Raw genomic sequence first — 19220 nt, forward strand, 5'->3', positions numbered from 1 at the left:
CCCCTCTTAGTTTTTCTCCAAGTATTCCTGCTCGCTTTGGCTCAGATTCCGCGTTAGCTCTTCGGCCAACTGGGGATTGCGCTGGACCATGGCATACGCATCCGCGTGGGTGCGCTCGACAATATCTTGGTCATCTGCAAGGTTGAGCAGCCGCAGCGTCCGGTGCGTACCAGACTGCACCGCACCCAGGATATCGCCCTCGTGGCGTTGCCGAAGGTCTAATTCCGCAAGGTCAAACCCGGACGAGGTCTGGGCGATCTGGGTAATGCGCCGATACGAGGGCGAGTTATCCTCCACTTTCGTATGCATCAGGCAAATCGATGCATTCCCACCGCGCCCTACGCGCCCGCGCAATTGGTGCAGCTGCGAGACGCCAAAATTCTCCGCTTCTCGGATGAGCATGACCGTGGCGTTGGGAACATCGACGCCCACTTCGATGACCGTGGTGGATACCAAGATATCGATCTCACCCCGGGCAAAAGAGGTCATGACCTCATCCTTATTTGGCATCTTGCCGTGCAAGATATCTACCCGCAGCCCTTTAAACGGGCCGGCGGCAAGCTGTTCTGCCAACTCAAGCACGCCGCCCTCGCCTTCGATGCGCGGACAGACGATATACGCTTGGTGCCCATGCGCCACTTCCTCACGGATGCGCTCGAGCGCCCGCGCCACCCATATGGGCCGCCATTCCGCCACCACGGCAGACTGGATCGGTTTTCTCCCACCGGGTAGCTCGGCGAGCGTCGATACCGCAAGGTCGCCGAAAATCGTCATGGCGATGGTTCGCGGGATAGGAGTTGCCGTCATGACCAAGACGTGGGGGCTAATCCCCTCGCGCGTTTTAGAACGCAGGCTATCGCGTTGTTCCACGCCAAAACGGTGCTGCTCATCCACGATCACCAAACCCAAATCGAAGAACTCGACGGATTCTTGAATGATGGCATGCGTGCCGATGACGATATTCGCCTCACCCGAGACGATATCCAGGAGCGCTTGGCGCTTCTCGGCGGTCCGCATGGAACCGGTTAAGAGCACAACCTTGACGCCTTCTGGCACGGACGTACCAATGGAGGCCGCGTGCTGGGAAGCCAAGACTTCGGTGGGGGCCAGTAGTGCCGCCTGGCTCCCAGCATCGATGGCCTGCAGCATGGCGCAGGTAGCAACCATGGTTTTTCCCGAGCCCACCTCGCCTTGCAACAGGCGCATCATGGGTAAGGAACCGGACAGATCATCGTCGATTTCAGTAATAACCCTGCGCTGGCCTTGCGTGAGCTCAAAGGGAAGATGGGTCAATAACTCTTCGCGGAAACCGCCCAAAATTGCAGGCATCGTCGGCGCCGTGTGCGCATGAGCATCGCGCTGGCGTAGCGCCATGACCAGGCCAATGGAAAGCGCCTCGTTGTACTTGAGGCGCTGAATCGCGCGTTGCGGGCCAGCCGCGCCGGGCTCATGGATTTCGCGCACCGCTTGATCCAGGCTGATAATCATCTGCTGGTCTAAAGGTTCCCTAATGGTTGGGGTGTGGGCGAGCACGTAGTGGATGGCCCCCATGAGGTACCACGAGGTGATCTTCGCCGTGGCGGGATACACCGGGATCCATTCCCGCTCGAGCAATAATTTATCGAGCCGCCCGAATTGGGACAGGTTGCGCAGGGACCCGGTTGCCTTCTGGGACTTTTTCTTCCCCGCCGTTGGCGCCTGTTCACGGTAGGCTGCGAGTTCCCCGTCTGGGCGCCCAAAAGCGTCGATTTCTACGAAATCCGGTTGCTGCAGCTGGGGCTGCTGGCGGAAATATTTCAATTTTCCGCTCATCATCACCCGCTGCCCACGGTGGAGCATCCGCAAGACGTACATGGCATTAAAAAACGTCGCGACGATATGACCATCGAGCTGGACATTGATGATGGTGGTCTTGCCCGTATCGCGGGTCGTTATTCCCGTTACGGTTCCGGTTACGGTGACGATATCGCCCTCGGCGGCATCGCCAAGCCCCACGTCTTGATTATGGCGAATGTAATCGCGCGGATAGTGCGCTAAGAGCTCCCCGCAGGTCTTATACCCCAGCGCCTTAGTGATCTTGGTGGCGTCTTTTTTCTCCAAGACATCGGTCAACGGGCGATCATCTTGCCAGCCGAGCATCGCTATTCCACCCCGATCTCGGTAGGAATATCGGGCACCTGCAAGGCCACTACATCGACGCCTAGCTCTGCTGCCAGCTCTTCTTGCGAGATGGCAAGCGGGCTTATAACCGTCACCTGTTCCCCACCGGCGGTAAGCAGCTGGCGGCACGTCTTAGCGATGGCTGCCGCAGATTCTTCTGCCGGGTGCGCCACCCGCATCGAGTGCGCTGCATCGCGCATGGATTCTACGACCGCGGCGGTATCCGCATTATCCGGCTCATAGACGGAGATGGCGGCCAGCCCCGCCGCAAGGGAAGAGATTTCTACTGTATGCGCTGCGGTTGCGTGTTCTTCTAGCCCGCTAGATAACACGATGTCCTGGCCTGCCGCATGGATTGTTTCTCCTGGTTGAACCACCGTCACCCCGGCGGACTGCACCAGCTCGGCCACGGGGCCGGCGGGCACTGCAGCATAGACGGTGCGCGCATGACTAGCATCGGTCTCTTTGCTCCTTGCCGGGGCTTCCGGAAGGGACTCTAGGCGCAAGTTGCTCACCGATCCTGTGGCAAAGGCGGTCTCAATGACCTCACCGGCCTGGGTGGAATGAATGTGGATGGAGGCGCTATCCTCGCCTGCCTGCGCGATGACCAGGCTCGTACCCAAGGAGGCAATCTTTTCTTTCAGCGCCGCGCTATCACCTTCGAAAAAGAAGACCACCTCGAGTTCGGTGACGGTCTCTTGCATGGATTCGGGTGCGTGGCTGGTGGTTCCTTCAATTTCTGCAAGGAGGGCTTCTAAAAGGATGACTAAACCGGCACCGCCTGCATCCACGACCCCGGCTGCACGCAGTTCTGGCAGCTGCGAGGGTGTTTCCGCAAGAGCTTTCTGGGCAGCCGAAATCGTCTCTGCTACGACGCCGTGAAAACTAGATTCGGGTTGCCGCGCGGTGTGCTCCGCCTTTTCTGCTGCACACCGCAATACGGTGATGACCGTGCCTTCCACCGGCTCTGCAATGGCTCGGTCCACGAGCTCTACCGCATGCATGAGGGAGGCGGCAAAGATGGCGCCATCGATGGTGGAATCCACGGTGGCCTCCGCGATCCCGCGCAGGACCTGCGAGAGGACCATTCCGGAATTTCCCCGCGCCCCGCGCACGGCGCCCATCGCAAGCGCGGCCGCAACGTCGCCGCCACCCTTTTCCACCTCGGCGACGGCGGCTTCCATGGTGTGCGCCATATTCGAGCCGGTATCAGAATCCGGCACCGGAAAAACGTTGAGCGAATTGATTTCGGCGCGACGATGGGAAAGCTCGCCTACAGCGCGGTGCGCCCAATTGCGCAATCCGTGAGCGTCCAGCGTACTGGGGTATGACATGCGCAATAGTTTACAAGTCCCACGCGATCTCTCGCGCGCCTTGGTCCCGCAAAAGGGCGTTTGCCCGGGAAAATGGGCGGGAACCAAAGAACCCGCGGCTGGCCGAGAGCGGCGAAGGGTGCGGGGAGGTAATGCAAGGCACATCGGGGAGGAAGCGCTCGCAGGATTGGGCATCGCGGCCCCATAATATGGCGACCATCGGGGTGCGGTTAAGAGCGCGGATGGCGGCTTCGGTCACCTCTTCCCAGCCAATGTGCCGGTGCGAGCCCGCCTGTCCCGGTGCCACGGTTAGCACCCTATTAAGGAGCAAGACTCCCTGGTCGGCCCAGGCGCTTAGATCGCCGTCCTCGCGCCCGCGAACGCCCACATCGTCATACAGCTCGCGGTAAATATTGACCAGGGACCGCGGGGGTTTAACCCCCTGCTTGGTGGAAAAGGCCATCCCCATCGCGTGGCCCGGGGTGGGATAGGGGTCTTGGCCAACGATGAGCACGCGGACATCGTCAAGCGGCATCTGCAATGCCCTGCACACGTCTTCTGCCGGCGGCAGGTAATCCTGATTGTCCAGCGCCTGAGATATCCGTGGCCACTGCTGCTCCAGCACCGGCGCGAGGACCGGTTCCCACGAGGGATGGTAAGTCGGGTGCATATCTAAAATCCTGCCCACCCTTCTGCATAACGGGGTTGTTTACCATCCACTGTAACGCCGCTGCCGCGCGAGACGGTGCCAATTTCCCGGAACCCCGAAGGCGCCTGCTTTGCGGTGGTTCCAATTAAGGTATGGTCCTCGCCGCCGGCCAGGACCCACTGCCAAGGATCGCAATCGAGGACGGTGGCCGCGGCGTGCAGGAGTGGATCGGGCTGGATGGCATCGGCCTCCAAATCGATGTGGACCCCAGAGCGCTCCGCCATGGTTCCGCAGTCTTGAATCAGTCCATCGGAATTATCGGTCATGGCGGTGACCTCGGCGGCGCGGGCGATAACGCCGCGGCCGGGGCTGAGCCAGGGGGCGCAGTGGGCATCAATAAGTGGGTACAAATCCGCATGCTCTGCCGGCAGGTCGCGGCCAAAGCGCTGCAGCAAAGATAAGCCTGCCGCCGCGTGGCCAATCGCGCCATGGGCTACGACCTTCTGGCCCGCGCGCGCCGCATCAAGGGTCAACGCTGCCCGGCTACCGCCCAAAAAGCCGACGGCGGTGATGTTGATAACCAGCAGGTCCGATTTCGTAATATCTCCGCCCACCAGCTCGGCGTTGTAAAAAGAGCAATGCTCGGCGATGCCCTTAGCCACGCCCCTGACAAAACTCACCGGCGTATCACCCGGTGCGGCGATGGCTAAAAGGGCCGCCACTGGGCGCGCTCCCATGGCCTCGATATCGGCGAAGTTGCGCAGGATGGCCTTTTTGCCTATTTCGCGCGGGGTGGACCATTCCCGCAGGAAGTGCCGGCCATCTACCATCAGATCGGTAGACGCTACCGTGCGCGAATTGGGCGGTGCCGCGAAAAGTACCGCGGCATCATCCCCATTCAAGCTGCTGGGAGCGGCCGCTGTGATTTCTTGAATCACCGCCTGCTCCCCCACGTCCGCGAGAGTCTGACTTAAGTTCACCGGCATCCTTTCGATAAAATGAACCCCTATGACATCCCAATTTAACCGCACCGCGATCCTCATTTCACTTGGGTTGTCCATAGTGATGGTTCTAGCGGTCCTTTTCGGCGCGAAATACGTATTCACAAACACAGCCAAGGCCCCCGTGGCGGTTTCCCCGGTGGATTCCCAGGAGGCCGATTCGCAGGCGTGCACGGACTTTGTGCAGGCGCTTCCCGATGAAGCCATGGGTCAACCGCGCGCCGATATTGCAGAACCCGTCCCCGCCGGCGTTGCCGCTTGGGCCGCTAATTCCCAGGAAAAGGTGACGGCGCGCTGCGGTGTTGCCATGCCCGTCCAGTACACCGATTACTCCACGACGCAAGACGTCGACGGTGAGCAGTGGTTCAAGGTCAAGGATGCGACATCTGGTTCTAGCCTCTCTACCTGGTATTCGACCCAGCGCTTTCCCGTCGTGGCGGTAACGACCTTTAATGATGAAAAGCCGCAGGACCTCAATGAGGCCGTTGCCACCCTGGAGAAAAAGCCAGCCGAGACCCATCCAGCCCCGTTGCGCGATCTTAAGGCGGCAAAAAATGACCGCTGCGCCGCGGTAGAAAAGGCGCTACCGGATGAGATTGCGGATGGCTACCACCGCCGTGAGGTTGACGATAAAGACACCTACGTGTGGAGCTCTGAAGGGCACGAGGACATCGTCGCGCGCTGTGGCGTCGCCCAGCCGGAAAATTACGAGGCTGGCGTGCAGCTCCAGCAGGTCAACGATATTGCCTGGTTTGAGGATACGACCTTGGCCCAAGGCACGACCGCAGGAACCTGGTTTGCGCTCGGCCGCGAGAACTACTTGGCGCTGCACGCCCCGCAGGATTCCGCACAGGCAGCACTGGTAGCCCTAAGCGATATCACCGCGAAGCACGTCCCAGAAAGGTAAAGGAAGCCGCAGACCTACGCGGTCCGGGCCTCTGCGCGTGCGATGAGTACCTCAAGCAGCGTGGGGTACTCCACGCCAGAGGCCGCCAGCACCTGGGGGTACATGGAAATCGGGGTAAATCCCGGCAGGGTATTGACCTCATTGATGTACAGGCCTTCTTCAGTGACGAAGAAATCCACGCGGGAAAGGCCTGCGCAGTTGAGCGCTTTGAAGGCCCGAATCGCCATATCGCGCAATTGCGCCGTGAGTTCTTCTGGGAAAGGCGCGGGAATCTGGGCCGTGACCACGTTATCTAGGTATTTGGTCTCAAAGCCATAGAAGCCCTCATCGGAGTCATCGATGCCCTTGAGCAGCGCCGGCACCGAGGCAATAAGCTCGCCATCCGGGTATTGCAGGACGCCGACCTCTACCTCGCGGCCGACGATTTCTGGCTCGACCAAAATCTTGTCATCGTCTTCCAAGGCAATGCGCACTGCTTCTGGGAAATCCGCCCAGTCGCTTACCTTGGAGACTCCAATCGAGGAGCCCCCGCGGGCAGGCTTGACGAAGACCGGCAGGCCAAGGCGGTCTTTTTCTTCCGCGGTTAATTCCGTGCGGCCCTGCACAATGACCTCTGGTGCCACCGGCAGGCCCGCGGCGGATAAAATCTTTTTGGTAAATTCCTTGTCCATTCCCACCGAGGACGCTAATACGCCTGGGCCCACATAAGGGATTCCGGAGAGCTCGAAAAGCCCCTGCATGGTGCCGTCTTCACCATAAGGCCCATGGAGAATGGGAAAGATAACGTCAACGTGGGCATACAGCGAACCGTCACTAATCGTGCGGATTTCACCCTTACGCGATGGATCCGCAGAAAGCGCCAATTCCGTGCCGCGCTTGACCTCAGGCATGACGCCATCGACGATTTCTAAGCCCTCGGTATCGCCCGGCGTCCACGTACCCTCGCGCGTAATGCCGATGGGCACCACCTCGAATTTTTCCGGATCAAGGTGCTTCATGATTGCGCCTGCGGATACGCAGGACACGGAGTGCTCGGTACTGCGGCCACCGTAAAGGACGGCCACGCGGGTCTTTTCAGTCATGGGCGATGATTTTACCTTTCTGCTACTCCGACTTCTTGGAGCGACCCATAAGGGCGATAATCATATCGTCTACAGCCATGCCCTGATGGCACACTCCGTAGACGGCTTCCGTTATTGGCATCTCTACCCCAGCCTGCTGGGCTAGGCGGAAGATGGAATCAGAGGAAAACACGCCCTCTGCTACCTGGCCATTGGTGGCCGCCTTCGCTTCTTCTAGGCTGCCGCCTTGACCGAGGCGGTAACCGAAGGTCCTATTACGCGAGAGCGTGGAGTTACACGTAGCCACCAAATCGCCCAACCCCGCCAAGCCGGAAAAGGTAAACGGCTCCGCGCCCAAGGCCGTGCCCAGGCGGGTAATCTCCGCTAAGCCGCGGGTAATCATCGTGGCCATAGTGTTATTGCCCAAGCCCTTGCCCGAGGCCATGCCGCAGGCCAAGGCGATGACGTTTTTGCAAGCACCACCGATCTCCGCGCCGATAACATCGGTATTTGTATAGGGCCGCAAGTAGGGCGCGGCGATGGCCGCCTGCACCGCCTTGGCACGCTCTTTGTCAGTGCAGGCGATGACCGTGGCCGTAACCTGCCCCTGCGCCACTTCTTTGGCTAGGTTGGGTCCAGATAGCACCGCCACGCGCTGCGGATCTACGTCGGCGGCATCCACGATGACTTCGCTCATGCGCTTGAGCGTGCTGGTTTCTACGCCCTTGGAAATGGAGACCAGCGTGGAATCCTCGGGCAATACGGGCGCCCAGCGCTCCACGTTGGCGCGCAAGGACTGGGATGGCACGCCGAAGACCACGATATCCGCGCCGGAAAGCACCTCTTCCTCATCGTGCGTGGCGCGCAGTGCCTCCGGAAGGTGGATATCCGGCAGGTAATCAGGGTTTGTATGCGTTTCGTTGATCGCTTCCGCCAATTCGGCCCGTCGCGCCCACAGGGTGACATCGTTTCCTGCGTCCGCAAATACCTTGGCCAAGGTGGTGCCCCAGGAACCGGCACCCATTACCGCTACTTTTACCATGGCTTCCTCCAAACGTTTTCCTATTAGTTCCACCTTAAGGCATTTATCGCTCTGGGCGTGGCAAGGATGCGGCAGGGATCTCCCCCGTGGAACAATGATTATGAGGTTAACGCCAATTTTTCAGTCACCGAAGAAAGGCACGAAAAGCTATGCCGAGCGCGAAGAAGATGCACGAGACCGATAAAGATAAAAAGTCCGAAAAATTCATTTCCGGCCGGCATCAAGAAATTCCGGTGGATCCTGCCAAAGAATTTCCCCGCACTACCCTTGCCGCCGGCGCTGTAGTCTGGCGCGGCGACCCCGCGAACCCTGAAATCGCGCTCATTCACCGCCCGCATTACGACGATTGGTCCCTGCCCAAGGGAAAGGTGGATCCAGGCGAATCCCTGCCCACCACCGCGGCGCGCGAAATTGAGGAAGAAACCGGCTTCCAAGTGCGCTTGGGCAAGTTGATTGGCAAGGTCACCTACCCCGTACAGGGGCGCACCAAGGTGGTCTATTACTGGGCGGCGTTCTACCTCAGCGGCACCTATACCCCTAATGATGAGACCGATGAGCTGCGTTGGGTGCCCATTGACCAAGCACAGCAGCTCTTGTCCTATGACGTGGACAACGACGTCGTCGCCAAGGCACAAAAGCGTCTGCAGCTCGCCCCCACAACGCGCGTCTTGTACGTCCGCCACGCCCACGCCCACGACCGCAAGAAGTGGGAGGGCGATGACAACCTGCGGCCTCTGGATAAGAAGGGGCGCCGCCAAGCAGAAATGCTCGTGCCCATGCTGGCGGCCTACCACCCCACCGCGATCTATTCCGCTCGCCCGCATCGGTGCCAGCAAACTGCTGCGCCGCTTGCCGATGAGCTGGGTAAAGACATTGCCATTAATAAGGACTTTGGCGACGAGGTGTGGGAAAAGAATCCGGCGGCTGCCAAGAAGGCTTTCCGTCGCGTCGTAAACGACGGCGGGGTGCCGGTCATTATTAGCCAGGGACAGACCATCCCCGGCATCATCGAGGACTTAGCCCCGCAATTCCTCAAGAAGCCACAGGAGGAATTGAAGTTTAAAAAGGCCTCGGTGTGGGTTTTGTCCTTCAACAATGGTGAATTAACCGGTGCTGATTGCCTTCCCAGCCCCCTGCCTGTGCGCTAAATAGCTCGGGCCGCGCGAGCCCCTAGCCCTTAGCCGCGCATGCCAAGGTTGCGGCGCACGAAGAGGGTGGGGGCTAAGGCCATGAGCCCCGGCAGCACGACAACACCCACCACGGTTGAGCCCAGCGCCATGTAGAGGATGATGAGCGCGATACCGACCAGCAAGGTGGTACCGATGTTCCTCTTTGCGATATCCGCGGAAAGCTTAAAGCAGTCACCCAAGCCTAGGTCTGGGCGCGCTGCCTTGACGGCTGGGACCCACCACCAGAAGAACAGGGCGAAAAGTCCGGGGATTATGAGCAAGACAAAGCCAATGCCGATGACCACGCTAGTGACGAGGTAGGCCAACATGATGCCGCCCATGCCTTTGAACGTGAAGAAATCCCCGAACATCAAATCCTGGCCATTGACCTGCTTATTAGCGGCTTGGTACCAGATTGCATTTGCCCACAGATAGACAATTAACAGGGCTATTACCGCGATGGCGAGTAATAGCACGCCCAGTACGCCGAGGGAACCGTCCAAGGCGGTTCCCTCGGTCGACGCCTCGATGGAAAGGGAGCCGCCGCCGGCGGCAAAGACTACGGCGATGATGAGGTATGCGACGAAAAGGACGACCATTTGCACTAGTGGGGCAAAAAGCCACTGCACCCAATTGCGACCGAAATAGCGGAAACTATCGCCAATAATGTTGACGGCATCGATGTCGCCTGGAGCGGTCGACTCACGAAAATATCCCGGCTGCCCACCTGAGTAGGGCTGTTGGGAGCGGTGATTGTATCCATCATGGTCGCGTGATCCGGAATAAGGCGAAGTCATACCACAGAGAATAATAGATAAACCCAGCTGCACGCTTGCGAAGTCAGTTTTGTTACTCGACCGTTACCCCACCACTGCCCCGGATCATGACGACGGTGGTGTGCGCCCCGGCAAAGCGTGGGGCGCACCTGCTGGATTAGTCCGCGTGAACCGCGGGCTTGAAGCTGGTGCGAGAGTTCTCGAAGCTCGTGATCGCCTCTTCATCGCGCAGCGTGATGCCAATGTCATCGAGGCCTTCCATCAGGCGCCAGCGCGTGTAGTCATCGATGTCGAATGAGTAGGTGTTTTCGCCAATCCGAACGGTGCGCGCCTCCAGATAGACCGTGACTTGGGTTTCCCCGGCCTCCAACTGCTTCCAAATAAGCTCGATGTCTTCTTGTTCCATCAGCCCAGTAAGCAGACCAGACTTTCCCGAGTTACCTCGGAAGATATCCGCAAATCGGGAGGAGAATACTGCTTTGAAACCGTATTCGCGCAAGGCCCATACTGCGTGCTCTCGGGAGGAACCGGTGCCGAAGTCGCGGCCGGCAAAGAGTACGGAGCCGTCCTTAAACTGCTCTTGGTTAAGTACGAAGGTGGAATCAGAGCGCCAGTTGGAAAATAGCCCCTCCGCAAAGCCCGTGCGCTTGACCGATTTGAGGTAGCGCGCGGGGATGATTTGATCCGTATCCACGTTGGACGCCCGCAGCGGGACTCCCGTGCCGGTATGGGTGATAAATTTCTCCATTATTTCAACCTTTCTCGCGTGCTTATTTCAGGTCAGCCGGGCTGGACAGGTATCCGGTGACGGCGGTAGCGGCAGCAACCTGTGGGGAAACGAGGTGGGTTCGCCCGCCAGGGCCCTGCCGGCCTTCAAAGTTGCGGTTGGACGTGGATGCTGAGCGCTCCCCTGGTTTCAGCTGGTCGGGGTTCATGCCCAAACACATGGAGCATCCCGCCGTGCGCCACTCTGCGCTGAAGTCTTGGAAAATCCGGTCAAGGCCTTCCTTTTCCGCATCGGCCTTGACCACCGCGGAGGAAGGAACCACGATCATGCGCGTAGTGGAATCGATGGTGCGGCCCTTGACCACCTCAGCGGCGGCGCGCAGGTCCTCGATGCGCGCATTGGTGCACGATCCCACGAAGACGGTGTCGATCTTGATGTCGCGCAGTGGGGTGCCTGGTTGCAGGTCCATGTACTCCAAGGCCTTTTTCACGGTGGCCTTGGAATTGTCATCGCCGAAGTCTTCTGGGTCCGGTACGGTTTCGCCCAGCGGCAGGCCTTGGCCCGGGTTCGTTCCCCAGGTGACAAATGGGGTCAGGGATGATCCATCGATTTCTACGACGCGATCGAACTCGGCGCCATCGTCAGTAGGCAGCGTCTTCCAGTAATCCACCGCTTTATCCCAGTCGGCGCCCTTTGGGGCGAACTCACGGCCCTTGACGCACTCAAACGTCGTTTCATCGGGTGCGACCATACCGGCACGCGCACCGGCCTCAATGGACATATTGCAGATGGTCATGCGGGCTTCCATGGACATCTTGCGGATGGCTTCACCGCGGTATTCGATGATGAATCCTTGGCCACCGCCGGTGCCAATCTTGGCGATGATGGCCAGAATAAGGTCCTTTGCGGAGACGCCTTCCTGCAATTCGCCGGTGACTTCGATGGCCATCGTCTTAAAGGGCTTCAAAGAAAGCGTCTGGGTGGCCATGACGTGCTCTACCTCTGAGGTACCAATGCCCATGGCGATGGAGCCGAATGCACCGTGGGTCGAGGTATGCGAATCGCCGCATACAATAGTCATGCCGGGCTGGGTAATGCCCAACTGTGGGCCAACGGTGTGCACGATGCCTTGTTGCTCATCACCCATTGAGTGCAACCGCACGCCAAATTCTTCGCAGTTCTTGCGCAGGGTAGAAACCTGGGTGCGCGATACCTCGTCTTTAATCTCTAAGAGGTTGCCGGATTTAATACCCTCCGTCGGCACGTTGTGGTCCTCGGTGGCCAGGTGCAGTTCCGGGTGCCGCATTGTGCGACCTTGCAGGCGCAGCCCATCGAAGGCCTGCGGGCTGGTAACTTCGTGCAAAAGTTGAAAGTCAATATAGATAAGGTCTGGTGCGCCCGCGTCGCCCTGCTGGACAACGTGGTCACGCCATACTTTTTCTGCCAAGGTCAGCTTCTGGTTCATAAACATCACTCCACACTTGAAATCTCATAATTTGGGACGTAGATTTCATTATATGGGAGAGTATAGCGCAGTTTCCGGCATTAAGGTACTAGATCGTGCAATGGCCATCATGATGGCCGCCGCAAACAACCCATCGACCCTTAATGAGTTATGTGAAACCACGGGACTACCTCGGGCAACGACACACAGGCTAGCCACTGCGTTAGAAGCGCACCGCATCCTCGTACGCACCCCTGAAGGAAAGTGGAAAGCCGGTCCTGCGCTCCCCGGCAACCGCGACCACATTTTAGAAGTCGCAGGCCCCATCATGGACCAACTCCTCGACCGCACCGGTGAGTCCATTCAGCTCTATGAATTCACGGGAACCACCCGCACCTGCATCGCCACCCGCGAGCCCACGTCAGGGCTACACAACGTGGTCCCAGTAGGCCGCCAGCTGCCGCTGACCTCCGGTTCTGCAGCCCGCATCATCGCAGGCTACGTAGACTTCCCCCTTGACGCCGCACAATTCAGTGCCGCCGATGTAGAAACCGCCCGCCGCCAGGGCTATGCAGAATCCATCGAAGAGCGCGAGGCCGGCTTGGCTTCCATTTCCGCTCCCGTCTTTGATTCTTCCGGCGTTTTCCGCGCAGCACTGTCTATCTCCGGTTCCGCTGAGCGCTTCCGCCCCTCGCCCGCCAAGAAGTACGCCCGCCTGCTAACCTCCGCCGCCCAAGAGCTTTCAGAGCTTCTCTAGCCTCACCAACGCCCTGGACCTCCCACCGGCCCAGGGCGTTGCTGCGTTTTACCTCCACATACCCCACCCCGCCGTAGCCTATTGAAAAAATATCGAAAATCTCCCGCACGCTATTGAAACCGAACTGAAAACATGATTTAATGAAAACAGAGTGAAAACGAGAAGGACACTCCTTGACCCCAAAGGCAAAGAAAGGATTCATGATTATGACTCACGCTACCCACACTGAACACGAGCACACCCACGGCGAAGGCTGCGGCCACGTTGCTTTCCCGCACGAGGATCACACCGACTTCGTGCACGATGGTCACATCCACCGCGAGCACGAGGGCCACTGGGACGAGTGCGAGACCAACGAGCACATTGAGGCTGAACCTCACAGCGACCACACCCATGGTGAGGGCTGCGGCCACGTTGCTGTCCCTCACGGCGACCACGTTGACTACATCCACGACGGTCACCGCCACGCCGCTCACGGCGATCACTACGACGAGCACTAAGCTGCGCCGGCACGCGCCCTGCAGCACCCTAGCGCCGCGATGTTCCACCGCTTTGATGCATGGAGTATCGCGGCGTTTTTCTGCGCATTAGCCCAGCGTGAATTAACCTTTTATTAACCCTAGCCACAATTGCGTACGTCGCACGGTGGCCAAGAGGCAATCAAGCTGTCAATTTCGCCGAATCTGCCTGCTTGACTATTAGTTAACACCGTTTCGGTGCTACGGTCTTTCGAGTGATTACTAGTTGGAAGCTTTTTCTCCAAGACTTCGTCCGCCTGTGGCGGACGCCGCAAGTCTGGGTGATTCTCATCGGTTTGATGATTACCCCTGCCTTATATTCTTGGGTCAATGTCTCCGGTTTCTGGGACCCCTATGGCAATACCGAACACCTCAAGGTAGCCGTGGTGAACGAGGACAAGGGTGCCTCGTCAGATCTCACCGGCGATATTGACGTCGGCGGGCAGATGATGGAAAAGCTGCACAACAATGACAGGCTCGGCTGGCAGTTTATGGACCGCGGCGAAGCTGAACACGCCGTAAAATCCGGCGACGTTTTTGCATCCATCATCGTGCCGGAGGATTTTTCTTCCGACTTTGTCAGCCTGTTCCAAGGCACCTATTCTCAGCCCACCTTGGAGTATCAGGTCAATGAAAAAATCAATGCCATTGCCCCCAAGGTCACTGACTCTGGTTCTTCTACCCTAGAAACCACGATTAGCGCGACCTTTAATGAAAACGTCGCGAAATCGGTTTCCACCGAGTTGAGAAACTCCGGCGGCGACCTCAGCGATAGGATCAATAGAACCGCGGGTGATACCGCGAATTCTTTCTCAGAGACCGCCGATACCGTGGCCAATTCGCGCAATTCCTTGGCGGATGTCAACACCATTATCGACGATGCTCGACCCACCATCGCACAGGCTCGTCAGTCCCTCGGCTCTGTGCAGGCCACGATTGATGACGCGCAGCAGGCCTTAAACCAGGTCACCTCCTTGACCGACGAGGTGCAAAAGGAAGTTACTTCCTTCGCCGACGATGCCACTGCCGCTTATATCCAAGGCACGACTGCGCTTGCCGATGGCACCGCAAACGCCAATGCCAATATCGGTTCTGTCACCGGGCGGTTAAACGGCGCTCTCAACCGCGTCGATGCCGCGACAGACGGCGCCCAAGGCATCCTCGATCAGGCTGATAAAGCCATCGACCAATTAGCCGGAGTCGCTTCCCTGCCAGCCCTTCCCCCAGAGGTATCGCAGCAGATCAACCAGTCGGTTTCTGATCTGCGTGACCGCAACGATCAAAACCGCGCGGTGCTAGGAGAGCTGGATTCCCTTAATAGCGATACTAATGCCACCCTTGATTCGCTGAATAAGACCTCGGAATTGCTCAATTCCATGGCATCCCAGGCCCGCGATGATTCCCACGGACTGCGCGATGACGTGGCCAACGGCTTACCTAAGCTCAATTCTGCGCTGTCTAATGTCTCCGCTACCGCTGGGCGGCTATCTGCCTCGCTCAACAGCCAAAAGGCTCTGGTTGGGCAAACGGACGGGCTTCTCGGGGGCGTCGACGAGCAGTTGACCCACGCCCAAGAAGTGGTAAAGCGCTTCTCGGTTGATCTGGATCGCGTTGAAGAAGGGCTTCGTTCCGCGCGCACCGATGTTATTGCCTTGAGCAACACGGCCAATAACAATACCGTGCTGAAGTCCGTCAACGGTCTTGATACGGACCACGTGTCTTCATTCCTTTCCTCGCCCGCAGAGATGGAAAGCCATGCAGTCTTCCCCGTCGCGCACTACGGCTCCGGCATGTCCTCGCTGTTTATCAACCTCACGCTGTGGATCGGTGCCTTTATGCTCCTAATCATTTTCCGTGCCGAGGTTGACCCACAGGGCCGCCGGGATCTGACCATCAATAAGGCGTACTTCTCGCGCTTCTTGCTCCTCGGCTTTTTCGCCATTGCCCAAGCGCTTATTGTTTCCATCGGTAACTTAGTCATCGGCGTTGAGCACGTCAGCGCCACCGCTTATATCCTTACCTCTGTATTTATCAGCCTGTGCTACCTCAGCATTACCTATGGCCTCGTCTCGACATTCGGTCACGTGGGCCGCGGCATAGCGGTGGTCTTGGCCTTTATTCAGATTCCCGGCGCATCAGGCCTGTACCCCATCGAAATGACGCCGGACTTCTTCCGCGCCGTCCACCCCTTCTTGCCCTTTACCTACGGCATCGATGCCATGCGCGAGACGGTAGGCGGGTTCTACGGCACCCATTACATCCGCGATATCGCCGCGCTGACCGGCATGGCAGTTGTCGCCTACCTCATGGGCACCTTCTTAAGGCGCGGGCTGTCCAACGTCACCATGCTGGTCAATGACGAGCTGGCCAAGGGCGGGCTCGTTATCAACGAGCAGGTCCACCTGATCGGCAGCCGCTACCGTTTTACCGACCTCCTGTATGCTTCCGCGGACCGCGAGGGATACCAAAAGAGCTTGGATACCAAGTGGATGACCGCCCGGAAGAATTATTCTCAGCTAATGAAGCTCACGATCGCCATCGGGATAGCCTTGGTGCTCGCACTCGTGATTTGCTCCCGGTTCATGCCGGAACAGAAAGCGATTCTTTTCGGCATTGCGTGCCTTGTGGCGCTGATTGCGGTCGCGGTCATTTGCTCGCTGGAATACGTGAAACAAAGCATCGCGCACGATAACCGCTTGGCGGATCTCAGCGATGAAGAAATTCAGCAGCACCTAGAACATCAACGCCAAAACCCCAATCAGTATCGGCTAGAAGATGTCCAGTCGGATAAACACCCCGAAATATCTTCTACCCCACAATCGCAGGGCGATACCACAGATAAGCCCGCCGACGACGGCGAAGAAACCGGAAAGGGAGATAAGTCATGAGCAATATTCTGACCATTCTCCGCGATGACCTCAAGGCCATCCGTGGCAACGTAATGACCGCCGTCATCATTTTCGGCCTCGCCATTATCCCGCTGCTTTTTACCACTTTTAACGTGCTGGCCAGCTGGGACCCTTTTGCCAATACCAAACAGCTCAAAATCGCCGTCGCCAGTGAGGACGAGGGCCACCAAAGCGACCTAGCTTCGCTCAAGCTTAACTTGGGAGATGAGGTTTTATCCCAGCTCAGCCGCAACGACGAAATCAATTGGGTTCTTACCAATAGCGATGATGCCGTAGAGGGCACCAAGTCCGGTGAGTACTACGCAGGCATCGTCTTGCCCAAGGATTTCAGCTCAAACCTCCTCACTTTCTACGTGGAAGGCACCGAGCCAAGCAAACTTAATCTCTATACCAATGAGAAGAAGAACGCGCTGTCGACCACGATTACCCAACGCAGCGCTACCGGTGTGATCGAGAAGATCGACGAGTCCTTTACCCGCGTTGTGTCCAATGTGGGTCTTGGCGTCATTTCCTCGTTGGACCAGTACCTTGATGAGGGCGATACCCAGGCCGCGCTCAACAACGTGCACAACCGAGTCAATACCGTACAGTCGCGCCTCGATGCAGCCTCTGGCACGGTCATGGCGCTGAGTAACCTGGTAGATTCCACCATTCCGCTCACCCAGGCGGCCAATAACATCCTGAATGAAGCGGGAAACCAGGCCTCCAGTACCACCAATGACAACGGCGAATCACCCATCGATATCTTAAAGTCCACGCTGGATGAGTCCACTGGTTCCTTGGATGCGTCCCTTGCCGCGACGACGCAGAGCTACGAGGTCCTATCCTCACAAATCGAGGAATTGCTGAACAATGCCAGCGCCACCTCCGCGCAGACCGCCCAAACCTTCCGCACTGCCGCGGACCGCGTGGGACAGCAGACCGCAGCCTTCCAAGGCGTGAAGGACAGCATCCAGAAAGAAGCCGATAAGGTCGATCTCCCAGGCCCGGTAGCGGCAGGCTATGCGGCCATGATGGGGCAGCTGGATGCCAGCATCGCCCAGAGCAATGCGCTGCACGATTCCTTGACCTCTACGGCCGATAACATCGAAAACGGCAGGAATTCCCAAGAGTCCAAGCAGCAAACGCAAGCTGCGATTGCCAGCGCCAAGCAGGCCGTCGAAAACGCCCGCAACTCCTATAACTCTAATCTGAAGCCACAGCTAGCGGCTCTGGGAGATAGTGTGGGTACGGTTGCCAACGATGTTGATGCGGTCAAACGCGATATCGCAGGCATCCGAAATACCATCTCTAATGACAACGATGCCCTCGTGCGGGTGCGCGATCTAACCGCAAGCCTATCCGGTACATTGCAGCAGCAGGCGAGCCGCTTTGGCGAGCTCAGCCAAAAGATCGATGAGATCCGCGACGGCGGTGACCTCAGCCAGCTCGCCGGTCTCATTGGCGATGATCCCGAGCTACTGGCCTCCCGAATCGCTTCGCCGGTCAACGTGGACCGCCAGCCCATCTACGATGTTGCTGCATTCGGTGTTGGTATGACGCCGTTCTACCTCACGCTTTCACTGTGGGTAGGTGCCCTGCTTGCCTGCGTGCTGGTGCACACCAACGCCGAACGCAAGTACTTGAAGAAGAACGAAGGCCTCGACAAGAAGGATCACTTCACCAGGAACCAAGTCTTCCTGGGCCGCTTCCTTACCTTTGGGCTCATCGGCATCGCTCAAGCCACCCTCGTCGTCCTCAGCCTGATTTTCTTCGTGGAGATCGAGCCCGAGCACCCATTCATGATGCTCTTTGCCTCGTGGATAATCTCACTGGTGTTTATGTTGATAATATATTCACTGGTTATCACATTCGATAGCGCGGGCAAGGCCCTCGCGGTTCTGCTTTTGGTCATCCAAGTCTCCGGTTCCGGCGGCGCCTATCCCCTGCCGCTTCTTCCAGAGTGGTTCCAAAATGTCAGCCCGTGGCTGCCGGCCACCTACGGCATCGACGCGTTCCGCAGCGCCATCGCCGGCATTTACGAGGCCGACATCCTCCGTGAGCTCGGCATGCTCCTTCTCTTCGCCATCCCGGCACTCATCCTCGGTCTGTTCTTGCGTCCCGCCATGGATAACTACCACAAGCGCCTCCAGAAGGCGATTAAGAAGACGAAGGTCATGGCATAGCCTTCCACCTACATTCAACGCCCAGTGCAGCCTGAGAGGCTCGCTGGGCGTTCTTTTTGCAGTGGCGGACCCATCCCCTCCCTTGGCGCTCACGGGCGCTGACCCGGCCCCAATTCCCGCTGACCCGGTGAGTGCGAAGGGATGGCTGCGGCTACAGCAGGCGCTTTCCGATGCCTTCTCGCCCACCGCACTCTCTCCAACGCAATGCTCCATGTGGCGCAGCGAGAGCCGTTTAAGCGCCGCTTAATCTACTTCTCAAGCCCTGGGAAACGCAGAAAGAAAATGGCAAAACAAAAGGCTGCGAGCGGTGGCGCTCGCAGCCTTTAAATTGTACCCCGTACGGGATTTGAACCCGTGTTACCGGCGTGAGAGGCCGGCGTCCTAGGCCGCTAGACGAACGGGGCTCGGTCGCGCGTAGCACGCAAATCAAAAGCGATGCTGCTTAAAGCTTGCTTGCTGCGGACTCGTTAAACAGTAAACGATGGGTAAACACATTACAAATCAGCAGATAGTAAGGGAATTCGTGCCAATAGATCCCCCGGGTTAAGACCCACTTAACCCCCGTTTAGACCGCAAGCGCACATACGAAAAATTGGCTTAAGGGACATTTTGTGTGGGATTT

General features: G+C 58.2%; 15 protein-coding genes and 1 tRNA gene. 6 read left to right on the forward strand and 10 right to left on the reverse strand.

Annotated elements, in window-relative coordinates; genetic code table 11:
• Positions 1 to 6: 6 nt before the first annotated feature.
• From QP970_RS04540 to QP970_RS04555, 4 genes are read right to left on the reverse strand one after another with little or no spacing between them, the layout of a single operon-like run.
• The gene (locus QP970_RS04540) at positions 7 to 2139 is read right to left on the reverse strand and encodes an ATP-dependent DNA helicase RecG (RefSeq protein ID WP_284869731.1); all 2133 of its coding nucleotides are present in this window, start codon (positions 2137 to 2139) and stop codon (positions 7 to 9) included.
• A 2-nt stretch (positions 2140 to 2141) separates the two neighbouring features.
• Positions 2142 to 3494, reverse strand: coding sequence for a DAK2 domain-containing protein (locus QP970_RS04545; RefSeq protein WP_284869732.1), 1353 nt, complete (start codon positions 3492 to 3494; stop codon positions 2142 to 2144).
• A gap of 10 nt (positions 3495 to 3504) precedes the next feature.
• Positions 3505 to 4143 (reverse strand): uracil-DNA glycosylase, encoded by a 639-nt coding sequence (locus QP970_RS04550; protein ID WP_239267628.1) that lies wholly within the window; start codon positions 4141 to 4143, stop codon positions 3505 to 3507.
• A 2-nt stretch (positions 4144 to 4145) separates the two neighbouring features.
• On the reverse strand, positions 4146 to 5183 hold the full coding sequence (locus QP970_RS04555; RefSeq protein WP_239267630.1) for a thiamine-phosphate kinase: 1038 nt from the start codon (positions 5181 to 5183) through the stop codon (positions 4146 to 4148).
• Here QP970_RS04555 and QP970_RS04560 point away from each other — a divergent pair.
• The gene (locus QP970_RS04560; protein ID WP_239267633.1) at positions 5131 to 6030 is read left to right on the forward strand and encodes a DUF3515 domain-containing protein; all 900 of its coding nucleotides are present in this window, start codon (positions 5131 to 5133) and stop codon (positions 6028 to 6030) included. The two genes, QP970_RS04555 and QP970_RS04560, sit on opposite strands and share 53 nt — an antisense overlap.
• A 14-nt stretch (positions 6031 to 6044) precedes the next feature.
• Here the strand turns inward: QP970_RS04560 and QP970_RS04565 are convergent, their stop codons facing one another.
• Both QP970_RS04565 and QP970_RS04570 read right to left on the reverse strand, forming a co-directional pair.
• On the reverse strand, positions 6045 to 7112 hold the full coding sequence (locus tag QP970_RS04565) for a D-alanine--D-alanine ligase family protein (RefSeq protein WP_239267635.1): 1068 nt from the start codon (positions 7110 to 7112) through the stop codon (positions 6045 to 6047).
• A 22-nt stretch (positions 7113 to 7134) separates the two neighbouring features.
• Positions 7135 to 8133 (reverse strand): NAD(P)H-dependent glycerol-3-phosphate dehydrogenase, encoded by a 999-nt coding sequence (locus QP970_RS04570; protein ID WP_239275843.1) that lies wholly within the window; start codon positions 8131 to 8133, stop codon positions 7135 to 7137.
• A gap of 149 nt (positions 8134 to 8282) precedes the next feature.
• Between QP970_RS04570 and QP970_RS04575 the strand changes: the two genes are divergently transcribed.
• Positions 8283 to 9281, forward strand: a complete 999-nt coding sequence (locus tag QP970_RS04575) for an NUDIX hydrolase (RefSeq protein ID WP_239267639.1) — start codon at positions 8283 to 8285, stop codon at positions 9279 to 9281.
• Between the two features lie 29 nt (positions 9282 to 9310).
• Here QP970_RS04575 and QP970_RS04580 read toward each other — a convergent pair whose 3' ends face one another.
• The 3 genes from QP970_RS04580 to leuC all read right to left on the reverse strand — a co-directional run bounded on the left by QP970_RS04580 (position 9311) and on the right by leuC (position 12270).
• Entirely contained in the window at positions 9311 to 10099 is a 789-nt protein-coding gene (locus QP970_RS04580) for a hypothetical protein (protein ID WP_239267641.1), read from the reverse strand.
• Between the two features lie 136 nt (positions 10100 to 10235).
• On the reverse strand, positions 10236 to 10826 hold the full coding sequence (gene leuD / locus QP970_RS04585; protein WP_239267643.1) for a 3-isopropylmalate dehydratase small subunit: 591 nt from the start codon (positions 10824 to 10826) through the stop codon (positions 10236 to 10238).
• A 22-nt stretch (positions 10827 to 10848) separates the two neighbouring features.
• Complete coding sequence (gene leuC / locus QP970_RS04590; protein WP_284869733.1) at positions 10849 to 12270, reverse strand: 3-isopropylmalate dehydratase large subunit; 1422 nt, start codon at positions 12268 to 12270, stop codon at positions 10849 to 10851.
• A 52-nt stretch (positions 12271 to 12322) separates the two neighbouring features.
• Here leuC and QP970_RS04595 point away from each other — a divergent pair, with 52 nt between their 5' ends.
• The 4 genes from QP970_RS04595 (at position 12323) to QP970_RS04610 (ending at position 18598) form a co-directional block, all read left to right on the forward strand.
• The gene (locus tag QP970_RS04595; protein WP_239267647.1) at positions 12323 to 13006 is read left to right on the forward strand and encodes an IclR family transcriptional regulator; all 684 of its coding nucleotides are present in this window, start codon (positions 12323 to 12325) and stop codon (positions 13004 to 13006) included.
• 206 nt (positions 13007 to 13212) lie between these two features.
• Positions 13213 to 13506 (forward strand): hypothetical protein, encoded by a 294-nt coding sequence (locus QP970_RS04600; RefSeq protein WP_239267650.1) that lies wholly within the window; start codon positions 13213 to 13215, stop codon positions 13504 to 13506.
• Between the two features lie 233 nt (positions 13507 to 13739).
• A complete protein-coding gene (locus tag QP970_RS04605; protein WP_284869734.1) occupies positions 13740 to 16412 on the forward strand; it encodes a YhgE/Pip domain-containing protein in 2673 nt (890 codons plus the stop codon).
• Entirely contained in the window at positions 16409 to 18598 is a 2190-nt protein-coding gene (locus QP970_RS04610; RefSeq protein WP_239267654.1) for a YhgE/Pip domain-containing protein, read from the forward strand. The genes QP970_RS04605 and QP970_RS04610 overlap by 4 nt, the downstream gene beginning before the upstream one ends.
• A 331-nt stretch (positions 18599 to 18929) precedes the next feature.
• Here the strand turns inward: QP970_RS04610 and QP970_RS04615 are convergent.
• Positions 18930 to 19002 (reverse strand) — tRNA-Glu (locus QP970_RS04615).
• Positions 19003 to 19220: the final 218 nt, after the last annotated feature.

This window comes from Corynebacterium sp. MSK073, from assembly GCF_030232085.1.
Lineage (GTDB): Bacteria > Actinomycetota > Actinomycetes > Mycobacteriales > Mycobacteriaceae > Corynebacterium.

Excerpts from the sequence above, each read along its gene's own strand:
- QP970_RS04540 (WP_284869731.1), bottom strand. The coding sequence starts at position 2,139 with ATGCTCGGCTGGCAAGATGATCGCCCGTTGACCGATGTCTTGGAGAAA.
- QP970_RS04545 (WP_284869732.1), bottom strand. The coding sequence starts at position 3,494 with ATGTCATACCCCAGTACGCTGGACGCTCACGGATTGCGCAATTGGGCG.
- QP970_RS04550 (WP_239267628.1), bottom strand. The coding sequence starts at position 4,143 with ATGCACCCGACTTACCATCCCTCGTGGGAACCGGTCCTCGCGCCGGTG.
- QP970_RS04560 (WP_239267633.1), top strand. The coding sequence starts at position 5,131 with ATGACATCCCAATTTAACCGCACCGCGATCCTCATTTCACTTGGGTTG.
- QP970_RS04555 (WP_239267630.1), bottom strand. The coding sequence starts at position 5,183 with ATGGACAACCCAAGTGAAATGAGGATCGCGGTGCGGTTAAATTGGGAT.
- QP970_RS04565 (WP_239267635.1), bottom strand. The coding sequence starts at position 7,112 with ATGACTGAAAAGACCCGCGTGGCCGTCCTTTACGGTGGCCGCAGTACC.
- QP970_RS04570 (WP_239275843.1), bottom strand. The coding sequence starts at position 8,133 with ATGGTAAAAGTAGCGGTAATGGGTGCCGGTTCCTGGGGCACCACCTTG.
- QP970_RS04575 (WP_239267639.1), top strand. The coding sequence starts at position 8,283 with ATGCCGAGCGCGAAGAAGATGCACGAGACCGATAAAGATAAAAAGTCC.
- QP970_RS04580 (WP_239267641.1), bottom strand. The coding sequence starts at position 10,099 with ATGACTTCGCCTTATTCCGGATCACGCGACCATGATGGATACAATCAC.
- leuD (WP_239267643.1), bottom strand. The coding sequence starts at position 10,826 with ATGGAGAAATTTATCACCCATACCGGCACGGGAGTCCCGCTGCGGGCG.
- leuC (WP_284869733.1), bottom strand. The coding sequence starts at position 12,270 with ATGAACCAGAAGCTGACCTTGGCAGAAAAAGTATGGCGTGACCACGTT.
- QP970_RS04595 (WP_239267647.1), top strand. The coding sequence starts at position 12,323 with ATGGGAGAGTATAGCGCAGTTTCCGGCATTAAGGTACTAGATCGTGCA.
- QP970_RS04600 (WP_239267650.1), top strand. The coding sequence starts at position 13,213 with ATGACTCACGCTACCCACACTGAACACGAGCACACCCACGGCGAAGGC.
- QP970_RS04610 (WP_239267654.1), top strand. The coding sequence starts at position 16,409 with ATGAGCAATATTCTGACCATTCTCCGCGATGACCTCAAGGCCATCCGT.